General features: G+C 71.5%; 25 protein-coding genes. 9 read left to right on the forward strand and 16 right to left on the reverse strand.

Translation table 11 applies throughout. The features are described 5' to 3' along the window. Positions 1-16 precede the first annotated feature (16 nt). Genes ntrC through dusB form a run of 3 tightly spaced genes read right to left on the reverse strand, consistent with a single transcriptional unit; the run spans position 17 to position 3,695 of the window. Entirely contained in the window at positions 17-1,483 is a 1,467-nt protein-coding gene (gene ntrC / locus MOX02_RS15570; RefSeq protein WP_147026708.1) for a nitrogen regulation protein NR(I), read from the reverse strand. 5 nt (positions 1,484-1,488) lie between these two features. Next, entirely contained in the window at positions 1,489-2,640 is a 1,152-nt protein-coding gene (locus tag MOX02_RS15575; protein ID WP_147026709.1) for a two-component system sensor histidine kinase NtrB, read from the reverse strand. Next, on the reverse strand, positions 2,637-3,695 hold the full coding sequence (gene dusB / locus MOX02_RS15580) for a tRNA dihydrouridine synthase DusB (protein WP_147026710.1): 1,059 nt from the start codon (positions 3,693-3,695) through the stop codon (positions 2,637-2,639). The genes MOX02_RS15575 and dusB overlap by 4 nt, the downstream gene beginning before the upstream one ends. 237 nt (positions 3,696-3,932) lie before the next feature. Here dusB and MOX02_RS15585 point away from each other — a divergent pair, with 237 nt between their 5' ends. Together MOX02_RS15585 and MOX02_RS15590 are read left to right on the forward strand one after the other, a co-directional pair. Further along, positions 3,933-5,231: a bifunctional 2-C-methyl-D-erythritol 4-phosphate cytidylyltransferase/2-C-methyl-D-erythritol 2,4-cyclodiphosphate synthase gene (locus MOX02_RS15585; RefSeq protein WP_147026711.1), complete on the forward strand. Its 1,299-nt coding sequence runs from the start codon at positions 3,933-3,935 to the stop codon at positions 5,229-5,231. Between the two features lie 5 nt (positions 5,232-5,236). Further along, complete coding sequence (locus tag MOX02_RS15590; protein WP_147026712.1) at positions 5,237-5,761, forward strand: CinA family protein; 525 nt, start codon at positions 5,237-5,239, stop codon at positions 5,759-5,761. Here the strand turns inward: MOX02_RS15590 and MOX02_RS15595 are convergent. Next, positions 5,736-7,964, reverse strand: coding sequence for an ATP-binding protein (locus MOX02_RS15595; RefSeq protein ID WP_238179137.1), 2,229 nt, complete (start codon positions 7,962-7,964; stop codon positions 5,736-5,738). The two genes, MOX02_RS15590 and MOX02_RS15595, sit on opposite strands and share 26 nt — an antisense overlap. Before the next feature lie 218 nt (positions 7,965-8,182). On the opposite strand from MOX02_RS15595, the gene MOX02_RS15600 reads away from it, so the two are divergent. Next, the gene (locus tag MOX02_RS15600) at positions 8,183-9,400 is read left to right on the forward strand and encodes an FAD-dependent oxidoreductase (protein ID WP_147026713.1); all 1,218 of its coding nucleotides are present in this window, start codon (positions 8,183-8,185) and stop codon (positions 9,398-9,400) included. Positions 9,401-9,424: 24 nt separating this feature from the next. On the opposite strand, the gene MOX02_RS15605 is transcribed toward MOX02_RS15600, so the two are convergent. The 3 genes from MOX02_RS15605 to MOX02_RS15615 form a co-directional block, all read right to left on the reverse strand. After that, a complete protein-coding gene (locus tag MOX02_RS15605; protein WP_147026714.1) occupies positions 9,425-9,886 on the reverse strand; it encodes a type II toxin-antitoxin system RatA family toxin in 462 nt (153 codons plus the stop codon). A gap of 14 nt (positions 9,887-9,900) precedes the next feature. Further along, the gene (gene lipA, locus MOX02_RS15610) at positions 9,901-10,890 is read right to left on the reverse strand and encodes a lipoyl synthase (protein ID WP_147026715.1); all 990 of its coding nucleotides are present in this window, start codon (positions 10,888-10,890) and stop codon (positions 9,901-9,903) included. A 132-nt stretch (positions 10,891-11,022) separates the two neighbouring features. Then, positions 11,023-11,313, reverse strand: coding sequence for a GlsB/YeaQ/YmgE family stress response membrane protein (locus MOX02_RS15615; RefSeq protein WP_147026716.1), 291 nt, complete (start codon positions 11,311-11,313; stop codon positions 11,023-11,025). Positions 11,314-11,511: 198 nt separating this feature from the next. On the opposite strand from MOX02_RS15615, the gene MOX02_RS15620 reads away from it, so the two are divergent. Then, the gene (locus MOX02_RS15620) at positions 11,512-12,012 is read left to right on the forward strand and encodes a PRC-barrel domain-containing protein (RefSeq protein WP_238179139.1); all 501 of its coding nucleotides are present in this window, start codon (positions 11,512-11,514) and stop codon (positions 12,010-12,012) included. Positions 12,013-12,164: 152 nt separating this feature from the next. After that, complete coding sequence (locus MOX02_RS15625) at positions 12,165-12,377, forward strand: hypothetical protein (RefSeq protein WP_147026718.1); 213 nt, start codon at positions 12,165-12,167, stop codon at positions 12,375-12,377. Positions 12,378-12,436: 59 nt separating this feature from the next. Here MOX02_RS15625 and MOX02_RS15630 read toward each other — a convergent pair whose 3' ends face one another. Further along, positions 12,437-12,922, reverse strand: coding sequence for a cell wall hydrolase (locus MOX02_RS15630; protein WP_373866751.1), 486 nt, complete (start codon positions 12,920-12,922; stop codon positions 12,437-12,439). Positions 12,923-13,489: 567 nt separating this feature from the next. Here MOX02_RS15630 and MOX02_RS15635 point away from each other — a divergent pair. Beyond that, a complete protein-coding gene (locus tag MOX02_RS15635) occupies positions 13,490-13,924 on the forward strand; it encodes a hypothetical protein (protein ID WP_147026720.1) in 435 nt (144 codons plus the stop codon). A gap of 22 nt (positions 13,925-13,946) precedes the next feature. Here the strand turns inward: MOX02_RS15635 and MOX02_RS15640 are convergent, their stop codons facing one another. From MOX02_RS15640 to MOX02_RS31275, 5 genes are all read right to left on the reverse strand, one after another. After that, on the reverse strand, positions 13,947-14,708 hold the full coding sequence (locus MOX02_RS15640; protein ID WP_147026721.1) for a trypsin-like serine peptidase: 762 nt from the start codon (positions 14,706-14,708) through the stop codon (positions 13,947-13,949). 97 nt (positions 14,709-14,805) lie between these two features. Continuing rightward, a complete protein-coding gene (locus MOX02_RS15645) occupies positions 14,806-15,096 on the reverse strand; it encodes a DUF6894 family protein (RefSeq protein ID WP_147026722.1) in 291 nt (96 codons plus the stop codon). A gap of 314 nt (positions 15,097-15,410) precedes the next feature. After that, positions 15,411-16,064 carry a DUF1345 domain-containing protein gene (locus MOX02_RS15650; RefSeq protein ID WP_147026723.1) on the reverse strand — a complete coding sequence of 218 codons (654 nt, stop codon included), beginning with the start codon at positions 16,062-16,064 and terminating at the stop codon, positions 15,411-15,413. A 27-nt stretch (positions 16,065-16,091) separates the two neighbouring features. After that, on the reverse strand, positions 16,092-17,102 hold the full coding sequence (locus MOX02_RS15655) for a DUF6662 family protein (RefSeq protein ID WP_147026724.1): 1,011 nt from the start codon (positions 17,100-17,102) through the stop codon (positions 16,092-16,094). A gap of 192 nt (positions 17,103-17,294) precedes the next feature. Beyond that, positions 17,295-17,438: a hypothetical protein gene (locus MOX02_RS31275; RefSeq protein ID WP_170267883.1), complete on the reverse strand. Its 144-nt coding sequence runs from the start codon at positions 17,436-17,438 to the stop codon at positions 17,295-17,297. Between the two features lie 338 nt (positions 17,439-17,776). Between MOX02_RS31275 and MOX02_RS15660 the strand changes: the two genes are divergently transcribed. Together MOX02_RS15660 and MOX02_RS31280 are read left to right on the forward strand one after the other, a co-directional pair. Beyond that, entirely contained in the window at positions 17,777-18,277 is a 501-nt protein-coding gene (locus MOX02_RS15660) for a DNA-binding protein (protein WP_147026725.1), read from the forward strand. A 114-nt stretch (positions 18,278-18,391) separates the two neighbouring features. Further along, on the forward strand, positions 18,392-18,568 hold the full coding sequence (locus MOX02_RS31280; protein ID WP_170267884.1) for a hypothetical protein: 177 nt from the start codon (positions 18,392-18,394) through the stop codon (positions 18,566-18,568). Positions 18,569-18,615: 47 nt separating this feature from the next. On the opposite strand, the gene MOX02_RS15665 is transcribed toward MOX02_RS31280, so the two are convergent. Both MOX02_RS15665 and MOX02_RS15670 read right to left on the reverse strand, forming a co-directional pair. Next, the gene (locus MOX02_RS15665) at positions 18,616-18,852 is read right to left on the reverse strand and encodes a DUF6894 family protein (RefSeq protein WP_147026726.1); all 237 of its coding nucleotides are present in this window, start codon (positions 18,850-18,852) and stop codon (positions 18,616-18,618) included. A gap of 139 nt (positions 18,853-18,991) precedes the next feature. Beyond that, positions 18,992-19,249 carry a hypothetical protein gene (locus tag MOX02_RS15670; protein ID WP_147026727.1) on the reverse strand — a complete coding sequence of 86 codons (258 nt, stop codon included), beginning with the start codon at positions 19,247-19,249 and terminating at the stop codon, positions 18,992-18,994. Positions 19,250-19,669: 420 nt separating this feature from the next. On the opposite strand from MOX02_RS15670, the gene MOX02_RS15675 reads away from it, so the two are divergent. After that, on the forward strand, positions 19,670-19,945 hold the full coding sequence (locus MOX02_RS15675) for a hypothetical protein (protein ID WP_147026728.1): 276 nt from the start codon (positions 19,670-19,672) through the stop codon (positions 19,943-19,945). Between the two features lie 78 nt (positions 19,946-20,023). On the opposite strand, the gene MOX02_RS15680 is transcribed toward MOX02_RS15675, so the two are convergent. Then, positions 20,024-20,215 carry a hypothetical protein gene (locus MOX02_RS15680; RefSeq protein WP_147026729.1) on the reverse strand — a complete coding sequence of 64 codons (192 nt, stop codon included), beginning with the start codon at positions 20,213-20,215 and terminating at the stop codon, positions 20,024-20,026. Positions 20,216-20,346 lie beyond the last annotated feature (131 nt).

A 20,346-nucleotide genomic window follows, 5' to 3' on the forward strand; every position in this document is an offset into this window, starting at 1 on the left:
TCCGCCCGCGACGCCCTCAGCGGGCGGTGCGGAACACCTGGAGGTCGAGGTCCCGGACCTTCTTGCGCAGGGTGTTGCGGTTGACCCCGAGCAGCTCCGCCGCGCGGATCTGGTTGCCGCGGGTCGCCGCCAGCGCCGCCCCGATCAGAGGCCCCTCGATCTCGCGCAGGATGCGGTGATAGAGGCCCGGCGGCGGCAGGGTGTCCCGGTAGCCGGAGAAGTACTCCGACAGGTGCCGCTCCACGGCGCCGGACAGGGTCTCGCTCTCCCCCGTTCCCTTGCGGCCGGCGCCCCCCGCCGGTGCCGCCGCGGGCTGGGCCAACGGCAGGGTGTCGAGCTCGGCCTCGATCACGGGCCCGGTGATCGTCTCCTGCGGGTAGAGGGCGGCGAGCCGCCGCACGAGGTTCTCGAGCTCGCGCACGTTGCCCGGCCAGCGGTAGCGCTTGAGCCGCTCCATGGCGTCGGCGTCGAGCGTCTTGCGGGTGAGCCCCTCGCGCTCCACGAGGACGAAGAAGTGGCGCACGAGGTCCGGCACGTCCTCGGAGCGCTCGCGCAGGGCCGGCAGGCGCAGCGGCACCACGTTGAGGCGGAAGAACAGGTCCTCGCGGAAGATCCCCTGCTGGATCGAGACGCGCAGGTCCTTGTTGGTCGCCGCGATGATGCGGACGTTGGTCTTGATCGGCACGCGCCCGCCGACCGTGGTGTACTCGCCCTGCTGAAGGACGCGCAGCAGGCGGGTCTGCGCCTCCATCGGCATGTCGCCGATCTCGTCGAGGAAAAGGGTGCCGCCCTCCGCCTGCTCGAAGCGGCCGGCCGAGCGCGAGAGCGCGCCCGTGAAGGCCCCCTTCTCGTGGCCGAACAGCTCGGACTCGATGAGGTCGCGCGGGATCGCCGCCATGTTGACGGGCACGAACGGGCCGGTGCGGCGGCGCCCGTAATCGTGGAGCGCCCGGGCAACGAGCTCCTTGCCGGTGCCGGACTCGCCCGTGATCATCACGGTGAGGTCGGTCGGCATCAGGCGCGCCAGAGCCCGGTAGATCTCCTGCATGGCGGGCGAGCGGCCCACCAGCGGGATGTCCTCGTTCTCGGGCCCCGCGCCCGCCGGCGCGGCGCCGCGGGGGCGGGAGAGGGCGCGCCCGACGATGGCGATCAGCTCCTTCAGATCGAAGGGCTTCGGCAGGTACTCGTAGGCGCCCCGCTCCGAGGCGCGGATCGCCGTCATGAAGGTGTTCTGCGCGCTCATCACGATGATCGGCAGCTCGGGCCGCACCCGCTTGATGCGGGGCAGGAGGTCGAACACGTTCTCGTCGGGCATCACCACGTCGGTGATGACGAGGTCGCCCTCACCCTGCGCCACCCAGCGCCAGAGGGTCGCGCAATTGCCCGTGGAGCGGACCTCGTAGCCGGCCCGGGACAGGGCTTGGTTGAGGACGGTTCGGATGGCGGCGTCGTCGTCCGCGACGATGATGTGGCCGTTCGGCATGACTCTTACTCGGCCTCCGCGACCGATTCGCGCCCATCCCGGGCGCTCGACATGGGGAGGAGAAGGCGGAACGTGGTGCGCCGGGGCACGGGATCGCACTCGACGATGCCCCCGTGATCGCCGACGATCTTGGCCACCAATGCAAGACCGAGGCCGGAACCTTGGGCTTTGGTGGTGACGAAGGGGTCGAACAGGTCCGGCAGCAGCTCCGCGGTCACCCCCGGCCCGTTGTCGCGCACCGCCACCTCGATCGGCAGGCTGACGCGCTCGCGCGAGCCGGGGATCTGCAGGCGCAGGCCCGTGCGGAAGGCGGTCGAGAGGGTGATCTCGCCGTCGACCGCGTCGGCGCCGATCGCCTCGGCCGCGTTCTTCACGAGGTTCAGGATCACCTGGATGAGCTGGTCGCGGTTGCCGAGGACGGGCGGCAGCGAAGGATCGTAGTTCTCGACGAAGCGGATGTGACGGGCGAAGCCCGACTGGGCGGAGCGCTTCACCTGATCGAGCACGCCGTGCACGTTGACCGAGCCGCGCTCCACCGGCCGCTCGTCGCCGAACAGCTCCATGCGCTCGACGATGCGCACGATCCGGTCGGACTCGTCGCAGATCAGCCGGGTCAGCAGCCGATCCTCCTCGGCGCCGGACTGCTCCAGGAGCTGGGCGGCGCCGCGGATGCCGGCGAGGGGGTTCTTGATCTCGTGGGCGAGCATCGCGCCGAGCGCGATCATCGAGCGGGCCGCGCCCCTGTGGGTGAGCTGGCGGTTCATCTTGTCGGCGATGGTGCGCTCCTGGAGCATCAACACCACCGCCTCCCCGTCGTCGCCGAGCGGCGTGGCGAAGACGTCGACGCTGCGCTCCTGGCCGGAGCGGGGCTGGGTCAGCTCGACCCGGTACTCGCTGACGCTGGCCCGCCTGCGGCGCACCTCCGCCACCAGGGCGATGATCGGCGAGGAGAAAGGGATGATGTCGCGAAGCCGCCGCCGCTGCATCAGCCGCGCCGAATGGTCGAAGAAGCTCTCGGCGGCGTGGTTGCAGTGGAGGATGCGCTCGTCCGCGCCCACCGTGAGCACCGGCAGCGGCAGCGCGTTGATCACGGCCTCCGAGGTCGGCGAGCCGCGTCCCCGGCCGCCCTCGCGGTCCCAGGCCCCCTCCTCGCTCATGCGGCCTCCCCGATCGGCTCCGCCCCGCCCGCCGCGGCGGTCAGGAAGGCGTGCCGCAGCAGCTCCAGGGCCGTGTCCGGGTCTTGCGTCGTGAGGAGGCGCGTGCGCGCGGCGGGCGCGAGCGCGCCGCTCTCCGCCCCCGGCCCCCGCGCCGCGTCGACGTAGGCGGCGAGGTGCTTGCGGGCGTGGCGCACGCCCATGGCGGCGCCGTAGAGCGCGATCAGCCCCGTGTAGTGCTCGGCGGCGATGTCGGCCTTCTCGGCGGGCGTCGGCTCGCGCACGGGGCGTCCCGCGAGGGCGTCCGCGATCTGGCCGACGAGCCAGGGCCGCCCCACCGCCGCGCGCCCCACCATGACGCCCGCCGCCCCCGAGGCAGCGAGGCAGGCCCGCGCCTGCGCCGCATCCGCGATGTCGCCGTTGGCGATGACGGGGATCGAGACCGCCGCGACCACCGCGCGGATCGCCGTCCAGTCGGCGCTGCCCTTGTAGAATTGCTGGCGCGTGCGGCCGTGCACGGTCACCGCCGCGAGCCCGAGCGCCTCAGCGCGGGCGGCGAGTTCGGGGGCGTTGAGGCTCGCATGGTCCCAGCCGAGGCGCATCTTGACGGTCACCGGCACCCGCACCGCGTCGCGCACGGCGGCGAGGATGCGGGTGGCGTGGTCGAGGTCGCGCATCAGCGCCGAGCCGGCCTCTCCGCCCGTCACGGTCTTGGCCGGGCAGCCCATGTTGATGTCGATCACGTCGGCGCCGGCGTCCTCGCATAGGCGCGCCGCCTCGGCCATCGGCCCGGGCGCGCAGCCCGCGAGCTGCACTACGTGCGGGCTCACCCCCGCTCCCTCGGCCCGCAGGCGCGCCTCGCTGGCGCCGCGCGCGAACTCGGTCGCCGCCACCATCTCCGATACCACCGCGCTCGCGCCGAGGCGGCGCGCGATGCGCCGCATGTGCAGGTCGGTGACACCCGAGAGCGGTGCGAGCAGCACCGGCGGGGACGCGCCTTCCGCGTCGTCCGCAACGGCCCCCGAGCGCACAACGCTCAAATAATGATCATTCGCCATTCTGCACAAGGAATAGACAAAAGCCGGCCGGACGCAAGTCGCCCCGGCGATTTGATTTCGGGTCGTGCCCCGCTTAAACGACGCTCGGTCCGGCCGGGTCGTCGCGGCGTGCCGCGGCGATTCGGCCGGTCCTCGCCCGGTGTCGCATCACGGCCCGGCGTCATTGCGGCACCCGCCCGGACACTCGCCCGGACCGTGGTATCGGGAGGCGCGGGCCCGAAGAGTAACAGAATCCCCATGTCCAGCACCGCGTTGAGCGTTGCCGCGGTGGTCGTCGCGGCGGGTCGCGGCATCCGCATCGGCGGCGGCATGCCCAAGCAGTATCGCCGCGTCGGCGGACAGGCCGTTCTCGCCCGCACGCTCTCGGCGCTGGGCTGCCATGCGGGCATCGCGCGCATCCAGCCCGTGATCGCCCCGGACGCCGCCGCCTTCTACGAGGAATGCCTCGGCGACCTCGACCCGATGGTCCGGGCCAAGCTCGCCCCGCCCGTGCCGGGCGGCGAGACCCGCCAGCAATCGGTCCGGGCGGGGCTTGAGGCCCTGTCCGGCGCGGGCGTGCCCGATCTCGTCCTCGTCCACGACGCGGCGCGCCCCTACGTCGATTTCGGCCTGATCGACCGGGCGATCGCGGCGGGCCGCGACCACCGCGCGGCGGTGCCGGGCATCCCCGTCAGCGACACGATCAAGATCGTCGAGGAGGAGACCTCCGGCATCGGCCGTGTCCGCGAGACGCCCCCGCGCGAGGCCCTGCGCGCCGTGCAGACGCCGCAGGCCTTCGCCTTCCATGCCCTTCTCGAGGGGCACCGGGCCGCGGCGGAGGCCGGACTCCACGGCTTCACCGACGACGGGGCGCTCGCCGAGTGGGCGGGCCTGCCGGTCGTCACCTTCGCGGGCGACCCGCGCAACCGCAAGATCACACAGCCCGCCGACCTGATCGAGGCCGACCGCGCCTTCGGGACGGCGGGCGCGTCCGCCCCGGGAGCCTCCGCCATGACCCAGTACGTCACCCGCCTCGGCACCGGCTTCGACGTGCACGCCTTCACGGAGGGCGACCATGTCTGGCTCGGCGGCGTCCGCATCCCGGCCGACCGGGGCGTCCTCGCACACTCGGACGGCGACGTGGCGCTGCACGCGCTGACCGACGCTCTCCTCGGCGCCATCGCCGACGGCGACATCGGCACCCACTTCCCACCGAGCGACGAGCGTTGGCGGGGCGCCGCCTCCGACCAGTTCCTGGCCCACGCCGTCTCGCTGGTGCGGGCCCGCGGCGGCCGGATCGACCATCTCGACATCACCGTGCTGGCCGAGGCGCCCCGCATCGGCAAGCACCGGGAGGCGATCCGGGCGCGCATCGCCGAGATCGCGGGCGTGCCGCTCTCCGCCGTCTCGATCAAGGCGACGACGACGGAGAAGCTCGGCTTCGTGGGCCGCGCCGAGGGGCTCGCCGCCCAGGCCGCGGCCACCGTGCGGCTGCCCGAGGAGGATAGCGGCACGATCCTCGACGCCCAGGCCGAGACGGCCATGCGCCAGGGCTGAGGCGCGTGATCGCCGACGCCGCCCTCCTCGCCCGGGCCGAGGCTCTGGTCGCAGGGCTCGCGGCGGCCGGCCTCACGGTCGCCACCGCCGAATCCTGCACGGGCGGCCTCGTGGCAGGCCTGATTACGGCGGTGCCGGGCTCCTCCGCGGTGCTGGAGCGGGGGTTCGTCACCTACTCGAACGCGGCGAAGAGCGAGGCGATCGGCGTGCCGGCCGACCTCGTGGCGGCCCACGGCGCGGTGAGTGAGGCGGTCGCCCGCGCCATGGCCGCGGGCGCGCTCGCCGCCTCGCGGGCCGATCTCGCGGTCGCGATCACGGGCATCGCCGGACCCGGCGGCGGCAGCGCGGCCAAGCCGGTCGGGCTCGTCCATCTCGCCCTCGCGGCACGAGACGGCAGCGTCCGCCACCTGGAACGCCGCTACGGCGATCTCGGCAGGCCTGCGATCCGCACCAGCGCGGTGGCGGACGCGCTGGCCCTGCTCGAGGATGCCCTGCCGGCCGGGCTCAGCCCGGCGCGATCAGTTCCTTGATCCGGGCGGCCAGCGCCTCCAGGGCAAAGGGCTTCGTCATCACGTGCATCCCGGGTTCGAGGTGGCCGTTGCCGATCACGGCGTTCTCGGCGTAGCCCGTGATGAACAGGACCTTGAGGTCGGGACGGACGCTGCGGGCCGCGTCGACCATCTGCCGGCCGTTGATGCCCCCCGGCAGTCCCACATCCGTGATGAGGAGGTCGATCCGGGCGTCCGACTGCAGGACCTTCAGCCCGGCCGGCCCGTCCGCCGCCTCGATCGCGGCGTAGCCGAGCTCCTCCAGGATCTCGGTCACGAGCATCCGCACGCTCGGCTCGTCGTCGACGATGAGCACCGTCTCGCCAGCCGCCGAGCGCAGGGCCTCGCCCGGCTGCGCGGGCTCCTCCAGCACGGGGACGGCTCCGGTGTGGCGGGGCAGGTAGATGCAGACCATCGTGCCCTGACCGAGCTCGGAGTAGATCCGCACCTGGCCGCCGGATTGGCGCGCGAAGCCGTAGATCATGGACAGGCCGAGCCCGGTGCCCTGGCCGAGCGGCTTCGTCGTGAAGAACGGGTCGAACGCCTTCGAGACCACCTCCGGCGTCATGCCGATGCCGGTGTCGGAGACGCAGATCGAGATGAACTGCCCGATCGGCAGGTCCCGCTCCCTGGCACTGCGCCAGTCGAGCCAGCGGTTTCCGGTCTCGATGGTGATCCGGCCGCCCTCGGGCATCGCGTCGCGGGCGTTGATGCAGAGGTTCAGGAGGGCGTTCTCGAGCTGGTTCGGATCGACGAGCGTCGGCCAGAGGCCCCCGGCCGCCACGACCTCCAGGGTGATGGCGGGGCCGATGGTGCGGCGGATCAGCTCCTCCATCTCTACCACGAGGCGGTTGGCGTCCGTCGCCTTCGGGTCGAGGGTCTGGCGGCGCGAGAAGGCGAGCAGCCGGTGCGTCAGCGCGGCGGCGCGCTTGGCCGCCCCTTGGGCGGCCGCGACGTAGCGCTCGACGTCCCGCAGGCGCCCCTGCGCGATCCGGGTGCTGAGGAGTTCGAGGCTGCCGGTGATGCCGGTGAGCAGGTTGTTGAAGTCGTGCGCGATGCCGCCGGTGAGCTGGCCCACCGCCTCCATCTTCTGGGACTGGCGCAGCTGCTCCTCGGCCCGCATCAGCTCCGCCGTCCGCTCGCGGACCCGCTGCTCCAGGGTCTCGTTGAGCGCCGCGAGCGCCTCGGCACTGACGCGGAGCTCGGCCGCCGAGCCCACCCGCTCCACATGCGCCCAGGACCGCTGCGTCACCTCCCGGATCAGCGCGAGCTCGTCCTCGGTCCAGGCATGAGGTGCCCTGTGATGCACCGCCATCAGCGCGGTCAGCCGGCCCTCCTTCACGAGCGGCATGCAGATGGTCGCGGAGATGCCGATGCCCTGGAAGGTCGCGGCCTCCTCGGGGGCGAGCTCCCGCAGGTTATCATTGATGATCAGGGGCTCGCCCGCGTGCAGGTTGCGCACGGCGAGGCGCCCGAAGGCCGCGAGGCTGTAATGGCCGACGATGCTGGGCGAGCCCGGCGCGGCCCAGTCGCCCCGGATCGTGAAGCCGTCCTGGTCCTCGTCCATGTCGGCGTAGGCGCAGTTCGAGACGCCCATGTGCTCTCCGACCATCCGGGTGGTCGTCGCGAGGAGCTCGTCGGCGCTCGCGCTCGGCGCCGTCTCCCGGGTGAGCGCGTCGAGGAAGCGCAGGCGCGCCTCGTTCGCCTGAAGCGCCTCCAGGGCGCGGACGCGCTCCGTGATGTCCTGGAAGAGGACGGCGACCTGCCGGCGCGAGGGCGGCTCGATCCGGAAGGCGGCGAGTTCGAGGTGCCGCCCGGTGGCGATCAGCTCGCGCTGGAAGCGGATCGGCGCGCCGGTCCTCAGGACCTCGCCGTAGAGCGCCACCCAGCCCTCGGCCTCGCCCGGCACCATCGCCCGGACCGTCTGCCCGACCACGTTCTCGGTGCCCGCGTGCTGCGCGTAGGCGCGGTTCGCCTCGACGTGAATGTAGTCGCTGAGCGGGCCGTGCGGGCCGTCGAAAAACTCGATGACGCAGTAGCCCTCGTCCATCTGCTCGAACAGGGTGCGGTAGCGCTGCTCGCGCTCGGCGAGGGCCTCGCGCTGCGCCTGCTCGTCCGTGCGCAGCCGGACGATCTCGGCGTCCAGTTCCGCGACGCGGCGGCTGAGACTCTCGGTCTCGCTCACATTCCGGCCCCCCACCCTGTCCGCCTGCTGCCTCGTCGGACCGACCGAAACCGACGCTGTAGCGGAAAAGCACCCGACGTGAACGCTCCAGCGCCGGTTCGGCTGCCGCCAAGCCGCCGACGACCGTCCGGGTGGAGTGCGCAGGCGGGATTCTCGGGCGGGGTGCCCAGGATCGCCCGCCGGGGTGTAGGATGTCCGCTCGGCCGGGAGGTTACGTCATGGAACGGCTCTCCACCCAGGTTTGCATCGTCGGCGGCGGCCCGGCGGGGATGATGGCGGGTCTGCTGATGGCGCGGGCGGGTCTGCGGGTCGTCGTGCTGGAGAAGCACGCCGACTTCCTGCGGGATTTCCGCGGCGACACCATCCACCCCTCGACCCTCGACGTGATGGAAGAGCTCGGCCTGCGCCGGGCCTTCCTCGCCCTGCCCCACCGCAAGGTCGCGACGCTGACGGCCTATGTCGGTGCCGACAGCTTCGGCATCGCCGATTTCCGGCACCTGCCGACCAAGAACCGCTTCATCGCCATGATGCCGCAATGGGACTTCCTCGATTTTCTGGCGGGCGTGGGGCGCCGCTACGCGGGGTTCCGCCTGCTCATGGAGACCGAGGGCGAGGACCTCATCGAGGCGGACGGCCGGGTCGCCGGCCTGCGCGCGCGGGCTCCCGGCGGTCCGATCGAGATCCGGGCCGACCTCGTGATCGCGGCGGACGGGCGGCACTCGCGGATCCGCGAGCAGGGCGGGTTCGAGCGGGAGACCTTCGGCGCGCCGATGGACGTGCTCTGGTTCCGCCTCGGCCGGCGCTCCGGCGACACCGACGCCACGGGCGGCCGCTTCGGGAGGGGCAGCATCCTCGTCACCCTCGACCGGGGCGATTACTGGCAGTGCGCCTACGTGGTGCCGAAGGGCGGCGACGCCGCGCTGCGGGCCCGGGGCCTCGACGCGTTCCGCGCGGCGGTGGCGAACCTCGCGCCCTTCCTCGCCGACCGGGTCGGCGAGCTGCAGGACTGGGATGCGGTCAAGCTCCTCACGGTGCGCGTCGACCGCCTGACGCGCTGGCACCGGCCGGGCCTCCTCTGCATCGGGGACGCCGCGCACGCCATGTCGCCGATCGGGGGCGTCGGCGTGAACCTCGCGGTGCAGGACGCGGTGGCCGCGGCCAACCTCCTCAGCGGGCCCCTCCTCGCCGGGCGCCTGACGGAGGACGACCTCTCCAAGGTTCAGGCCCGGCGGATGCCGCCGACCCGGGCGACACAGCGCCTGCAGCGCCTCGTGCAGGACCGGATCATCGCCCGCGTCCTCGACGGGTCCGGCGCACCGCTCGCGCCGCCGCTCGCCCTGCGCCTGCTCGGCCGCGTGCCCTGGCTGCAGCGCCTGCCGGCCCGCCTCGTCGGCCTCGGCTTCCGGCCCGAGCACGTGGAGGTGCCGGCCGCCTGAGGGGCGGAGGGGGCCGTCGGCCGCTCAGGCCGCCGCGCCGTAGACCCGGTCGGCCCGGCTCTCGAAGGCGTCCGTGAACTTGCGGAAGGCCTTGTCGAACATCTTCCCCATCAGGAGGCCGAGGGCGAAGCTCTTGAACTCGTAGGTGATGAAGAAGTCGATGCTGCAGCCCCCGTTCGGCCCCGGCTTGAAGGCCCAGCGGTTCTCGAGGTGCCGGAACGGGCCGTCGATGTACTCGGCGGTGATCCTGAGTGCCGGCCGGTCCAGGGTTACGCGGGTGGTGAAGCGCTCGCGGATCGCCTTGTAGCCGACCGCCATCTCGGCGACGAGGATCTCGAGTTCGTCGCCCGCGCCCGGCTGCCGGCGCAGGATGCGCAGGGATTCGCACAGCGGCAGGAACTCGGGGTAGCGCTCCACGTCGGCGACGAGGTCGTACATCTGCTCGGGGCTGTGGCGCACCGCGCGGGTGATCCGGAAGGACGGCATCGGGAAGGTTCGTCTCAGGCCTGTGCGGGGGCGAGCCGCGCGAGGCGGGCCGCCTTCAGCCGGGCGAAATCCTCGCCGGCATGGTGGGAGGAGCGGGTGAGCGGGGTCGCCGAGACCAGCAGGAAGCCCTTCGCGTAGGCGGTGGTCTCGTAGCCCTTGAACTCGTCCGGCGGGATGAACCGCACCACCTCGTGGTGCTTCTTCGTCGGCTGCAGATACTGGCCGATGGTGAGGAAGTCGACGTCGGCCGAGCGCAGGTCGTCCATGAGCTGCACCACCGCGTTCCGCTCCTCGCCGAGGCCGACCATGATGCCGGACTTCGTGAAGATGGTCGGTTCGAGCTCCTTGACCCGCTGCAGCAGCCGCACCGAGTGGAAGTAGCGGGCGCCGGGGCGGACCGTGAGGTAGTTGCCGGGCACCGTCTCGAGATTGTGGTTGAACACGTCGGGCTTGGCCGCCACCACGGTCTCCAGCGCCCCGTCCTTGCGCAGGAAGTCGGGGGTGAGGATCTCCACCGTGGTCTGCGGGCTCCGGCGCCGGATCGCCGCGATGGTGCGGGCGAAGTGCTCCGCCCCCCCGTCGGCGAGGTCGTCGCGGTCGACGCTCGTGATCACGACGTGGTGCAGGCCGAGCTTGGCCACCGAATCGGCGATCTTCTCCGGCTCGTCCGCGTCGAGCGCGCCGGGCAGGCCCGTGCGCACGTTGCAGAAGGCGCAGGCCCGCGTGCAGGTGTCGCCCATGATCATGAAGGTGGCGTGCCGCTTCTCCCAGCACTCGCCGATGTTCGGGCAGCCCGCCTCCTCGCAGACGGTCACGAGCCCGTGCTCGCGCACGATGGCGCGGGTCTCGGCGTAGGCCGGCGAGCCCGGCGCCTTCACGCGGATCCAGTCGGGCTTGCGCGCCTGCACGGGCTGGTCGGGCCGGTGCGCCTTCTCGGGGTGGCGCAGGCGGACGGGGGCTGCCGGCCGGGGATCGTTCTTCAGGAGATCGAGGACGACGGCCATGCCACACCGCGCGAGGACAGGCCCGCGATGGTCGCGGGACGTCGGATGATCCTGGGATCGGGACCCTTGACTTAGGGCCTCGGGCCCGCGCCCGCAAACCGGCGCGGCGGCGCGCCGCGACAGGCGGCCCCGTCAGTAACGCATGCTGTGCCCGCGGATCGCCCGGTAGATCGTGATGATGATGATCGCGCCGATCGTCGCCGAGAGGAGGTTCCGCCAGAAGCCGAACACCGCGATGTCGAGCTTGGCGGCGAGGAAGTTGCCGAGGAGGCCGCCCAGGATCCCCATGATGATGTTCGAGAACAGGCCCATGTCCGAGGAGGTGAACTTCTCCGCGAGCCAGCCCGCGATCGCCCCGATGACGATCGCCATCAGGAAGCCGACGCCGGGCTGCCCGAGCGCGCCGTAGACCTGTCCGTCCATGAAGCCGATCTCCCACTCGCCCCGCGGCGGGACGTCCGCGGCGGCGGGAGCATGGTCCGAAGCCGCACCGGGAGTCCAGCCCGCGCCGGGCGCCCGATCCGGCCGGCGGAGGGCGGAACCCTGTTCCGAGGGCTGCCGTTACAGGCGCACGCGGCCGCCGGGCTCCGGCGCCGAAACCCGTCATCGAAGGACAGGCCCGTGACCATCAGACACCTCCTCGCCGCGGCGCTCGTCGCCGGGCTCCCGAGCCTTGCCCTGGCCCAGGATGCGCCGAAGCCCGAGGCGGGCAAACCCGAGGCGGTTCCCTCCGCCACCGCCTCGCCGACGCCGAACTCCTCTTCCGCCGCCACCGTCGCCGAGGGCGGCATGAGGATGGCCGACAGCGCCACCGCGAAAGTGCAGTTCATCACGACGCAGCCTGCCGACACGCTCACCTCGAAGCTCGTCGGGCTCAGCGTCTACAACAACAGCAACGAGTCGGTCGGCGAGATCGAGGATTTCGTGATCCTCGACGGCAAGACCATCCACGCCGTGATCGTCGGCGTCGGCGGCTTCCTCGGCATCGGCGAGCGCTACGTCGCCGTGAGCCCGGCGAGCATCACGCTCTCGAAGAAGGACGACCGCCTTCGGGCCATGCTCAACACCTCGAAGGACGAGCTCAAGAACGCACCGGCCTTCGAGTACAAGAAGAAGTCCTGAGACGGACCGGCCCCCGCGCGCGCCGCGCACGGGGGCCTCGCACCCGGCGCATGGGCGGTGCCTGGTAGGGCGCCGCTCGGACCCGTCAAGAATTTCCTAACCGCTACCCTCCCGCTACGCTTGTCCACAGTGATTTGCTGAAGGGAGCGGTGATGGTCTCGGCGTTGCGCAGGGCGGTACGGTGGCGGCAGGCGATGCGGGAGCGCGACCTGCGCCTCGGCACGAGCGGCTGCGCGCGGGCGCCCGTCCAGGAGTGCCGAGAAGCGACCTCGCCGCCCGAGCGCGGGCTGACGGCGCGCGAGCTGATCCGCATGGCGCAGGCCGCCCGGCGCGGCCCGCATCCGGCCAGCCCGCCGGAGGCGTGAGCCCGCCGCCTCAAGGCCGCGGGCGGCTCCTCCGCTGGTCCCTCAGGCCGTGACCTGCCTCAGGCCGTCACTTGGCAGATGTTGCGGGCGGGCTCGTTGAGGATCGTCTGCGCCGCCGTGATCTCCGGCCCCGGGCGGGACTGCGCAGCGAGCGTCGCCGTCGCCCCGCCGGCCGCAGTGGGGCCGGGCTGAGGCGCCGGCTCGGGCGCGCCGCGCCCGCGCTTCTCGTAGAAGGCGTTGCCGCCCGCGAGCGCCACGTAGTGCATGTTGCCGTAGGGATAGCGGCGCCCGGCCGTGTGGAAGAACATGGCGCGGCCGACGCTGGCGTGGCGCTCGCCCGCGAGCACGGCGTCGGCCACCTGCTCGATGCGCGGCCGGTCCTGCGCCCGCATCGGCTTCGTGAGGACGCCGGGAGCGAATTGCCGCGGCTGGCCGACCACGTCGCAGATGCGCTCCGGGAAGGCCCCCGCCTCGACCCGGTTCATCACCACGGTGCCGACCGCGAGCAGGCCCTCCTCGTCGGAGCGGTTCGACTCGAAGTACATTGCGCGGGCGAGGCACTCGCGCTCCGCGGGCGTCGCCGCGACGGGCCGAGCGCGGCCAATCGATCCCGTGGTCAGGTCAGTATTCGAGTTTAGCTGGCAAGCACCAAGCCCGGGGAGTGCGAGGATGAGTCCAAATTGGACAAGCGATCTCGTGCCTCGGATAGCCCGCATGCAGCCCCTCTCGACCCTTGGTTTCGAATCGTTGCTGCCTGTGATGCCTGAAGCCAAGCTTGATGGCAAATCGGCTATAGCCTGAGGTCGTTCGCACAAGACTTGCAGCAGTCTCTGCGGGTGTGCGGCCGCAGCTTCGTGATCGGGTCCGGATGACCGGCGTAAGCCTCTCGCGCAGCAACCTTTCCGCTGCCGGCCCGGAGCCGGCGGCGGCGCGTGGGCCTCCCGGTGTTGCCGTCCTGTTCTTGTGGGGTCCGGCGGGATGGTGTTGTACGGCGGACCCTGGCCCGCCCCGCGGGCTCGAGCGCGAATCGGGAGCCTCGCTTGCCTCATACGAAGTCCGACGGATCGCGGCGCGCGGCGGGGTTCGGTGCTCCGGCGGGGTTCGGTGCTCCGGTGAGGCTCGGCGCTTCGGCGGGGCGCCGGCTCTGCCGGGCGCTTCTCGCCGCGGTGCTCTTCGGGCTCGCTCCCGCCGGGGCGCGGGCCGAGATGTTCGCCTGCGTCACCAAGGGCGCGACCACCGTCCTGAAGGACGGCAGCCCCGAGGCGGTCGAGGCGGTCGAGGGCAAAGGCGTCTCAATCAATCTCGACGCGAAGGGGACAAGCCTGATCCTCATCAACGACTCGAACAACGCGGTCGCCCGCTTCACCTGCCAGCGGGAGCGCGGCCGGCCGAGTGTCGTCGCCTGCACCCGCCCGGACGAGACCCTGCGCCTCAACCGCCGCACCGGCGTCATGCTGCGCACCGTGACGACGCGGGACGTGGACTTCGTGCTCTCCCTCGTCCTGATCTGCACCCGGCCGAAGCCGGCGGCGCTGGCGAGCGGCTGAGCGGCGGCCCCATCCGCGCGGATCAGGGAGAGGCGGTCTGCTGGCGCAGCATCTCCAGCGCCGCGCCGAGGAAGGCGCTCGTCGGCACGGCGTAGGAGGGGCCCGGCGGCCCGCCGGCGCGGGGACCGGCCACCAGCACGCCGATCACCGTCGGCTGCCCGTCCTCGACCTGGAGCAGCGCGGAGCCGGACTCGCCGGGTATGGCGCGGCAATCATGGACGAGGAGCGGAGCCGACCCCTCCGTGAGGCGGGCGGCGCACTTGTTCTGGGCGCTCATGAGCTGTGAGGTGCTGCGGCGGTAGCCCGCCCGCTGGATGTCGACCCGGGTCCGGCGGCCGTCCTCGGGCGTGGCGAGGTGCTCCAGCGACAGGGGTCTGAGAGGGATCGGGCTGGCGAGCTCGATGAGGGCCCAGTCGTTCGGCATGTTCGGCCGGCTGGTCCCGTAGGCGTAGACGTAGTCCGGCGGCTTGCGCACGCTGCTGGCGAGGGCGTGGGCGACGTAGTGCCCCTGGTCGTAGCCGGCCACGAAGTGGATCGAGCCGGGCTCGACCCAGCGCTGGCGCGGCCGATCCCAGAGGCAGTGGGCCGCGGTCAGGACGAGGCGGGGTCCGATCAGCGTCGCGGTGCAGAATTGCCGGCTGCCCGGCCCCGTCACCACGTTGAGCTTGCCGATCGCCGTGAAGGGCCAGCGCGCCGGATCGAAGGCCATCTCTTCGGACCGGGCCCCGGCCTGGACGAGGAGGCCGGCCGCGACGGCCACGCAGACCCGAACCAGCCCTCGCACGCAAACCCCTCCGGCGAACTGCCGGCCTGCCCCGGCGGCGGCAGGCAGATAGCCCGAGGGGGCCGGGCGTCAAGCGCGTCGGACCCGCAGGTGCGGGTCAGGCCGCCATCCCGGCGGTGCCGCACGGGCTCGGGCTGGTGGCCGGCCGGTCCTCGTCGAGCCACTGGGCAGAGAGGTGGATCGCCGCGGCGTGCACGATGTGCCCGTTGGTGTCGCGTACCGTCACGCGGAGGCCGTGGTGGAGGTGCCGCTGCGGCCAGTCTCCCGCGATCTCGCACAGCACGCGCAGGGCCTCGTCCGAGACGGCGGCGCGGTCGGCGCACTCCGCCCCGTACTCATCGAGGGTGGTCACCTGGCTATCGTGAACATCGAAGAAGTAGCGGGCCATGTGGCGCATCCAGGAGGTCGTCGAGATCGGTGATGTCGACGTCGCCGGCTCGGCGCCGGCACTGTCGGACAACCGCCCCGAGCTAGAAACTTGGCCTGACCGAGGCATTAACATACTTTAAGTGCATAAACGTACTCGTACAAGTACGCTGCGTAAAAACGTCATTCTGGGCCGATGCAACCAATGATTGGTGTTGCCGGGGCAATTGTATTTATCAGTACCACGCCGCATTGCACTTGCGGCCTTGTACTAAAGTATAAGACGATTTGCTGCATCGAGCGGACGGCTTGCCTCGCGGATGCTCGCGTCCGGCCTCAGCGCTGGGCGAAGCCCGCGGCCAGGTTGATGCCGAGCGCCAGGATGCTGGTGTTGAAGAAGAAGGCGTAGATCGTCTGCAGGGTGACGACGCGGCGCATCATCTTGGAGGTGACATCCGTGTCCGAGGTCTGGGACGTCGCCCCGATCGTCACGGAGAAGTACAGGAAGTCCCAGAAGTCCGGCTCCGCATCGCCGTTGAAGTCGAGGCCGCCGCGGGCGCCCCTTTCACCTGCCTCGCCGTAGTAGAGGTGGGCGTAGTGGATCGCGAAGACGACCTGCACGAAGCCCCAGGCGCTGACGAGGGTCGCTGCTGCCAGTGCGAGATGGGCAGCGCGCATCGGGTCGTCTCCGCGCTCGCCGAGGACCAGCATGGCGACCGCACCGATGCTCGCCGCCGCCGCGAGCAGGGCGAAGACCGAGATCGCCATCGCGCTGTCGTCGAGCCGCGAGGCCTCCTCGCGCAGCTCGTCCGGCCGCCGGGCGGCCTGCCAGCAGACCAGGACGACGTAGACGACCACGCCGAGGCACCAGCCGAGGAGGAGGCGCGTCGGGAGCTTCTCGAAAGGCAGCGCCACCGCGAGGGCCGCGACGAGGATCAGGGAGCCGAGGAGGCGCGGCCGCAACCAGAAGGCGCGCAGAGGATTGATCATGCCGACTCGTCTCCCCGCGCCGCGCTCTCAGAACTCCAGCCCGAATTTCACCCGGACGGCGTGGCGCTCGAAATGGGTGAGATCGAAGGCGCGCCGCGCGTAGCTCGGATCCCGGTCGTGCCCGGCGACCTGCATCGCGTAGGCGAGCGTCACGAACGCCTTCTCGCCGAAGCGGTGGTAGAGAGCCGGGCCGAGGAAGACGGCATGTCCCTCGAAGCGGTTGAGGAAGGCCCCGTCATACGCGCGCAGGTAGCGCAGCTCCGGGCCGAGGAAGGTGTTCTCGGCCACCCGTCCGACGACCGCGTGCGACCACAGGAAGGTCGAGGAGCGATCGACCTCGCGGGTGCCGCGCAGGCGCCCCACGGTCGGCTCGACGCTGATGTTGCTGCCGTACCAGACCTTGTCGGGCACGAGCTTGACGTCGAGCTGCAGGACGCTCTCCATGTCGAAGATGTCGGCCCCCTGCCCCTCCACCGGCAGGACGCGTGCGTAGCGAGGCCGCAGCTCGACCGCGAGCCCGAGCGGATTGTCGTCCGAAGGCTTGAGGAAGCGGTACTTGAACTCGACCGAGGCCCCGTCGAACGTCCCGTAGGACTTGTCGGACAGGTCGGCGATGTTGCGGACGCTGCGAGCGTCGGCGAAGAGGCCGAGTTCGATGCTGAGATTGTCGACTGGGTCGAACTGATAGCTGAATTTCGTGTTCGAGACCCGGTAGCGGGAGGGTCCCGCATCGGCGCGGCGCTTGCCGAACCGCCCGACGCTGTCGAGCAGGAGTTCCTGCTCGCCGCGCTTGCCGGTGTTGGATCCCTCCGTGAATCCGAACAGGTTCTCGGTGTCGACCTCATCGTCGGAATCGGACGTCTTCTGATTGCCCGTCTTCCGGCCTTCGCCCTGGTTGTCCCGGCCCTGGCCACCTGCCTCACGCTTGGCGGGGGCGCCCGCCTCCGCGGCGAAGGCCGGGAACGGGCCGGCCGCGAGCGGCCCGGCAAGCCACAGCCCGGCGAGGATGAGAAGGCTGGCGGATGGGCAGGGTCTCATGGAGACGACGGGATGCGAGCCACGGTGCGACGGGATTCTGACGGCTCCCCCATCAGGGATTGGCACGCCGGCACGCGTCCTGACTGCGCTCGAAGCGACACATTCGCGGAAAAACTCGCGCTTTGGTTGAAATTTTGGGATGGGCACGCTGCCCCGCGCGTGCGGCGGCCGCCCGGATCGGCCCGTCCCCGCCTACCGCCAGCGGATCATGAAGGCGATGGCCGCGAGCACGATGGCGGCGAACACCCAGGCCGGGCCGCCCTCGGACGCGTATCCGACCATGCCGATGAAGCCGAGGACGCCGGCCCAGACCAGGGTGAAGGCGATCGGGTTCACGGCCGCACCGGCCCGACGGCCACCCGTACGCTCATACGCAAAAAATCCCCGCGCTCGCCCGCCCGCGCCCCTTCAACCGTGCGAGAACGGCAACATCGCGGCCGAGGGCTCGGATGTGCGTCATCCGGCACGGGTCCGGCCGCGGATCGTTTCAGCCGATACGCGGCCGCACAAGATGATCTTCCGGGCCCACCGCAACTCTTCGGGCTTGGCGGCAACTCTTCGGGCTAGGCATCAACCAATTCGTCATCTCCTCTCGACAAAATCTGCGCTTGCCTTATCTGCTGAGTGATCGCTTCGATCGCGATGCCTTCCACGAGTCGAGATACAAGCACATCATGTCGCGCAGTCGCGTGCGGCGGCCTTTTACCGTCGAAGTCAAATCGAATGGCCGTCAGAGCCACGGCCTTGCCATTCCCTCCCGCGTCCCCGATCCGCCCCGCCCGACAGCCCGCCTCCTCGACGAGGCGAGCCTGTGGCTCCGGGCCGAGCGCCTGCCCGAGCACGTGTCTCCGGCCCCTGAGGCCGAGCCGCGGCGGATCCTGCCGAGCCTGCTCGTCGCGGAGGCACCCGAGCCCGCGCCCGAGCCGCCGGTCGCGAAGGAGCCGCCGCTGCCGCGCGTCCGCCGCGTGAAGGCGCGCCCGGCCCGTGCGCCGGCCGCCGACCGGCCCGAGCCCGTCGTGCAGGCCGCTCTCGACCAGCCGATCGTCGTGCCGGTCCCGGCCGGCCCCGCGCCGGAGCCGGCCCAGACGCCGCGGCGCCGGAATGGGCCGAAGCTTCTCCCCGACCTCGCCCGAGGCGAGCGCTGGAAGCGGCGGCTGCCCCGCGCCTGCTGGTAGGGGGCGGACGTACCGCGTGTCGCGCTCGGCGCAGCGTTTGGTCGTGTTCCGCGTTGCCCTCCGCCGACGGCGCCGAACCGCCGCGGTGCGTGACCCGAAGCAGGAGGAGCATCCATGGCATCGACCCCCTCGCAGCAGTGGGATGAGGGCAAGGCGGCCAAGCGCGCCGGCAAGCCCGACACGGCGAACCCGTACGAGGCGGGGTCCCAGGAGAGCGCGGACTGGCTCGACGGCTTCACCAGCGACGAGCCGGAGCAGAACGTGGATCGGCCGGAGCGCGGCGAGGGCTGAGACCGGCCGGGCGCGACGCCGCCCGAGGTGAGTTCGACGAGGCCGGCCTAATCGGCCTCGTCGAAGTTGAGGGACAGGCGGGCCCGGAACAGGACAGTTCCGCCCGCATCCCGCACAGCCGCCACGCAGTGTTGATGATCGATATCCGCCTGAAAACCTTGAGCGATGGCTGACATGATGCCGACGACGCGCTCGCGCACGGCCGTGATATCTGCAGCCTCAAATCCATCCCGGTCCTGAATGTGCTGCGAGCCGTCGTGAAGATCGATGTGATAGCGCGGCATGGAATAATCCGGTCGGGACGCCCAGACGGGCCTGCGGATGCCCTAGCCCGAAAACGTTTCCGGTCCGTGTCTCCGCCCCGCCGCCGCGGACCTGCACGCTCGGGCACTTTGCCTCACGTATCGGCCGGCTCGTGAATGTTCAATCCTCATGCTCGGCGGGCGCCCCGTTCCGTTCGTGGAGCGCGGCGGCGAGCCGGCCCCGCTCCTCCAGAGCCCGGATCGCGTGGTGGCGGCTCAGGCTCTCGAAGAGATCCGCCGCCGAGGTCCGGCCGTCCCTCGCGATGTAGGCTGCGAGGCGGGCGTAATCCGTCGCGAGGCGCTCGTCGTGAGCGGCTGCCTTCGCGAGACCGGAGACCGTCGTCTCGAAGGCGGTGAGGGACCTGTCAGGTGCGCGCATCGGGCCGTTTCCCGGGCCCACCGATCGAGCGGGCCGTCACAGGAATACGGAGCTTGGCGGCGCCGGTTCCGTCGTTCCTGCGGAAAGGTCCGCGAACGTCCTCTCCCTGTCGCGCGGTCGGCATCGCGACACGCCCGCGTCTGGGGCCGCTCGAGGCAGACACATGCGCGCAACACGGCGCCTCTAGAACACCGCCATCGGAGGAGTTTTCGCGATGCGAAGCCGCGAGAGCGGATCGGCCACTCTGCTCACGGACATCCTCCTGTCCGTTCTCCTCCTCGGCATCTTCGCCACCGGCTTCACCCTCGTCTCGCTGGGCTACTGAAGGCGCTCGGGTCAGCGGAACGGCGCCGCTCGACCTCGCGTTGCCGTCAACGATCGCCGCGGGTCCAACGCGACGCGAACCCAGGGAGATGCCCTATGAAAGCCGTCACGCTCGCCATCGCCACCACGCTCGTCCTCGGTTCGGCCGCCCTGGCCGCGGAGGGAGGCTCCGGGACGAGCCGGTCCGGAACCATGAACAGCACCGGGCCGAACGATGCCGGTGCCGGTTCGTCGCCGGGTGCGGCGGGCAGCGGCCCGTCGACGGGCGACAAGAGCCGCTCGGGCACCACGAACACGACCGGCGCCAACGATGCGGGCTCGGGCTCGTCGCCCGGCGCGCACGGCAAGGGCAGCAGCCACGGCGCCCACTGAGGCGTACCACGCCGCCGCTGCGGGGTTCTCTCCCCGCACGGCGCTCTCCGTCGGCCGCCCGGCGCCAGCGGCCCGCCGTCAGGCGGGCGTGCGCCGGCGCTTCGGCCTCGCCCGGCGCTTGCGCGCGGACTTCTTTCCCGTCGCGGACTTGATCATCTCGGCAGCGGCGAGCTGTTGCTGCCGGCGCATCGCCGATGTCGCCGTGCCGATCCACCAGCCGGCGGCCCGGTTCGCGGCCGAGAGCCACAGGCTCATCGCAGGATTCTTCATGCGGACCTCGCGGGGACAGGGAGCTGTCGTCCGGGGACAACGCGCGAGCGGCCGCCGGTTCACCCGGCCCGCGTCCCCGATTGCGCGGGAGCGCGCGGCCGCGGTATCCGCGGATGACCAGGGCGGAAGGT

It is taken from the genome of Methylobacterium oxalidis (assembly GCF_007992195.1).
GTDB lineage: Bacteria > Pseudomonadota > Alphaproteobacteria > Rhizobiales > Beijerinckiaceae > Methylobacterium > Methylobacterium oxalidis.

Bases quoted from the DNA above. Each gene is read 5' to 3' on its own strand.
- ntrC (WP_147026708.1), bottom strand. From the start codon at position 1,483: ATGCCGAACGGCCACATCATCGTCGCGGACGACGACGCCGCCATCCGA.
- MOX02_RS15575 (WP_147026709.1), bottom strand. From the start codon at position 2,640: ATGAGCGAGGAGGGGGCCTGGGACCGCGAGGGCGGCCGGGGACGCGGC.
- dusB (WP_147026710.1), bottom strand. From the start codon at position 3,695: ATGGCGAATGATCATTATTTGAGCGTTGTGCGCTCGGGGGCCGTTGCG.
- MOX02_RS15585 (WP_147026711.1), top strand. From the start codon at position 3,933: ATGTCCAGCACCGCGTTGAGCGTTGCCGCGGTGGTCGTCGCGGCGGGT.
- MOX02_RS15600 (WP_147026713.1), top strand. From the start codon at position 8,183: ATGGAACGGCTCTCCACCCAGGTTTGCATCGTCGGCGGCGGCCCGGCG.
- MOX02_RS15605 (WP_147026714.1), bottom strand. From the start codon at position 9,886: ATGCCGTCCTTCCGGATCACCCGCGCGGTGCGCCACAGCCCCGAGCAG.
- lipA (WP_147026715.1), bottom strand. From the start codon at position 10,890: ATGGCCGTCGTCCTCGATCTCCTGAAGAACGATCCCCGGCCGGCAGCC.
- MOX02_RS15615 (WP_147026716.1), bottom strand. From the start codon at position 11,313: ATGGACGGACAGGTCTACGGCGCGCTCGGGCAGCCCGGCGTCGGCTTC.
- MOX02_RS15625 (WP_147026718.1), top strand. From the start codon at position 12,165: ATGGTCTCGGCGTTGCGCAGGGCGGTACGGTGGCGGCAGGCGATGCGG.
- MOX02_RS15630 (WP_373866751.1), bottom strand. From the start codon at position 12,922: ATGTACTTCGAGTCGAACCGCTCCGACGAGGAGGGCCTGCTCGCGGTC.
- MOX02_RS15645 (WP_147026722.1), bottom strand. From the start codon at position 15,096: ATGGCCCGCTACTTCTTCGATGTTCACGATAGCCAGGTGACCACCCTC.
- MOX02_RS15650 (WP_147026723.1), bottom strand. From the start codon at position 16,064: ATGATCAATCCTCTGCGCGCCTTCTGGTTGCGGCCGCGCCTCCTCGGC.
- MOX02_RS15655 (WP_147026724.1), bottom strand. From the start codon at position 17,102: ATGAGACCCTGCCCATCCGCCAGCCTTCTCATCCTCGCCGGGCTGTGG.
- MOX02_RS15660 (WP_147026725.1), top strand. From the start codon at position 17,777: ATGTCGCGCAGTCGCGTGCGGCGGCCTTTTACCGTCGAAGTCAAATCG.
- MOX02_RS31280 (WP_170267884.1), top strand. From the start codon at position 18,392: ATGGCATCGACCCCCTCGCAGCAGTGGGATGAGGGCAAGGCGGCCAAG.
- MOX02_RS15665 (WP_147026726.1), bottom strand. From the start codon at position 18,852: ATGCCGCGCTATCACATCGATCTTCACGACGGCTCGCAGCACATTCAG.
- MOX02_RS15670 (WP_147026727.1), bottom strand. From the start codon at position 19,249: ATGCGCGCACCTGACAGGTCCCTCACCGCCTTCGAGACGACGGTCTCC.
- MOX02_RS15675 (WP_147026728.1), top strand. From the start codon at position 19,670: ATGAAAGCCGTCACGCTCGCCATCGCCACCACGCTCGTCCTCGGTTCG.
- MOX02_RS15680 (WP_147026729.1), bottom strand. From the start codon at position 20,215: ATGAAGAATCCTGCGATGAGCCTGTGGCTCTCGGCCGCGAACCGGGCC.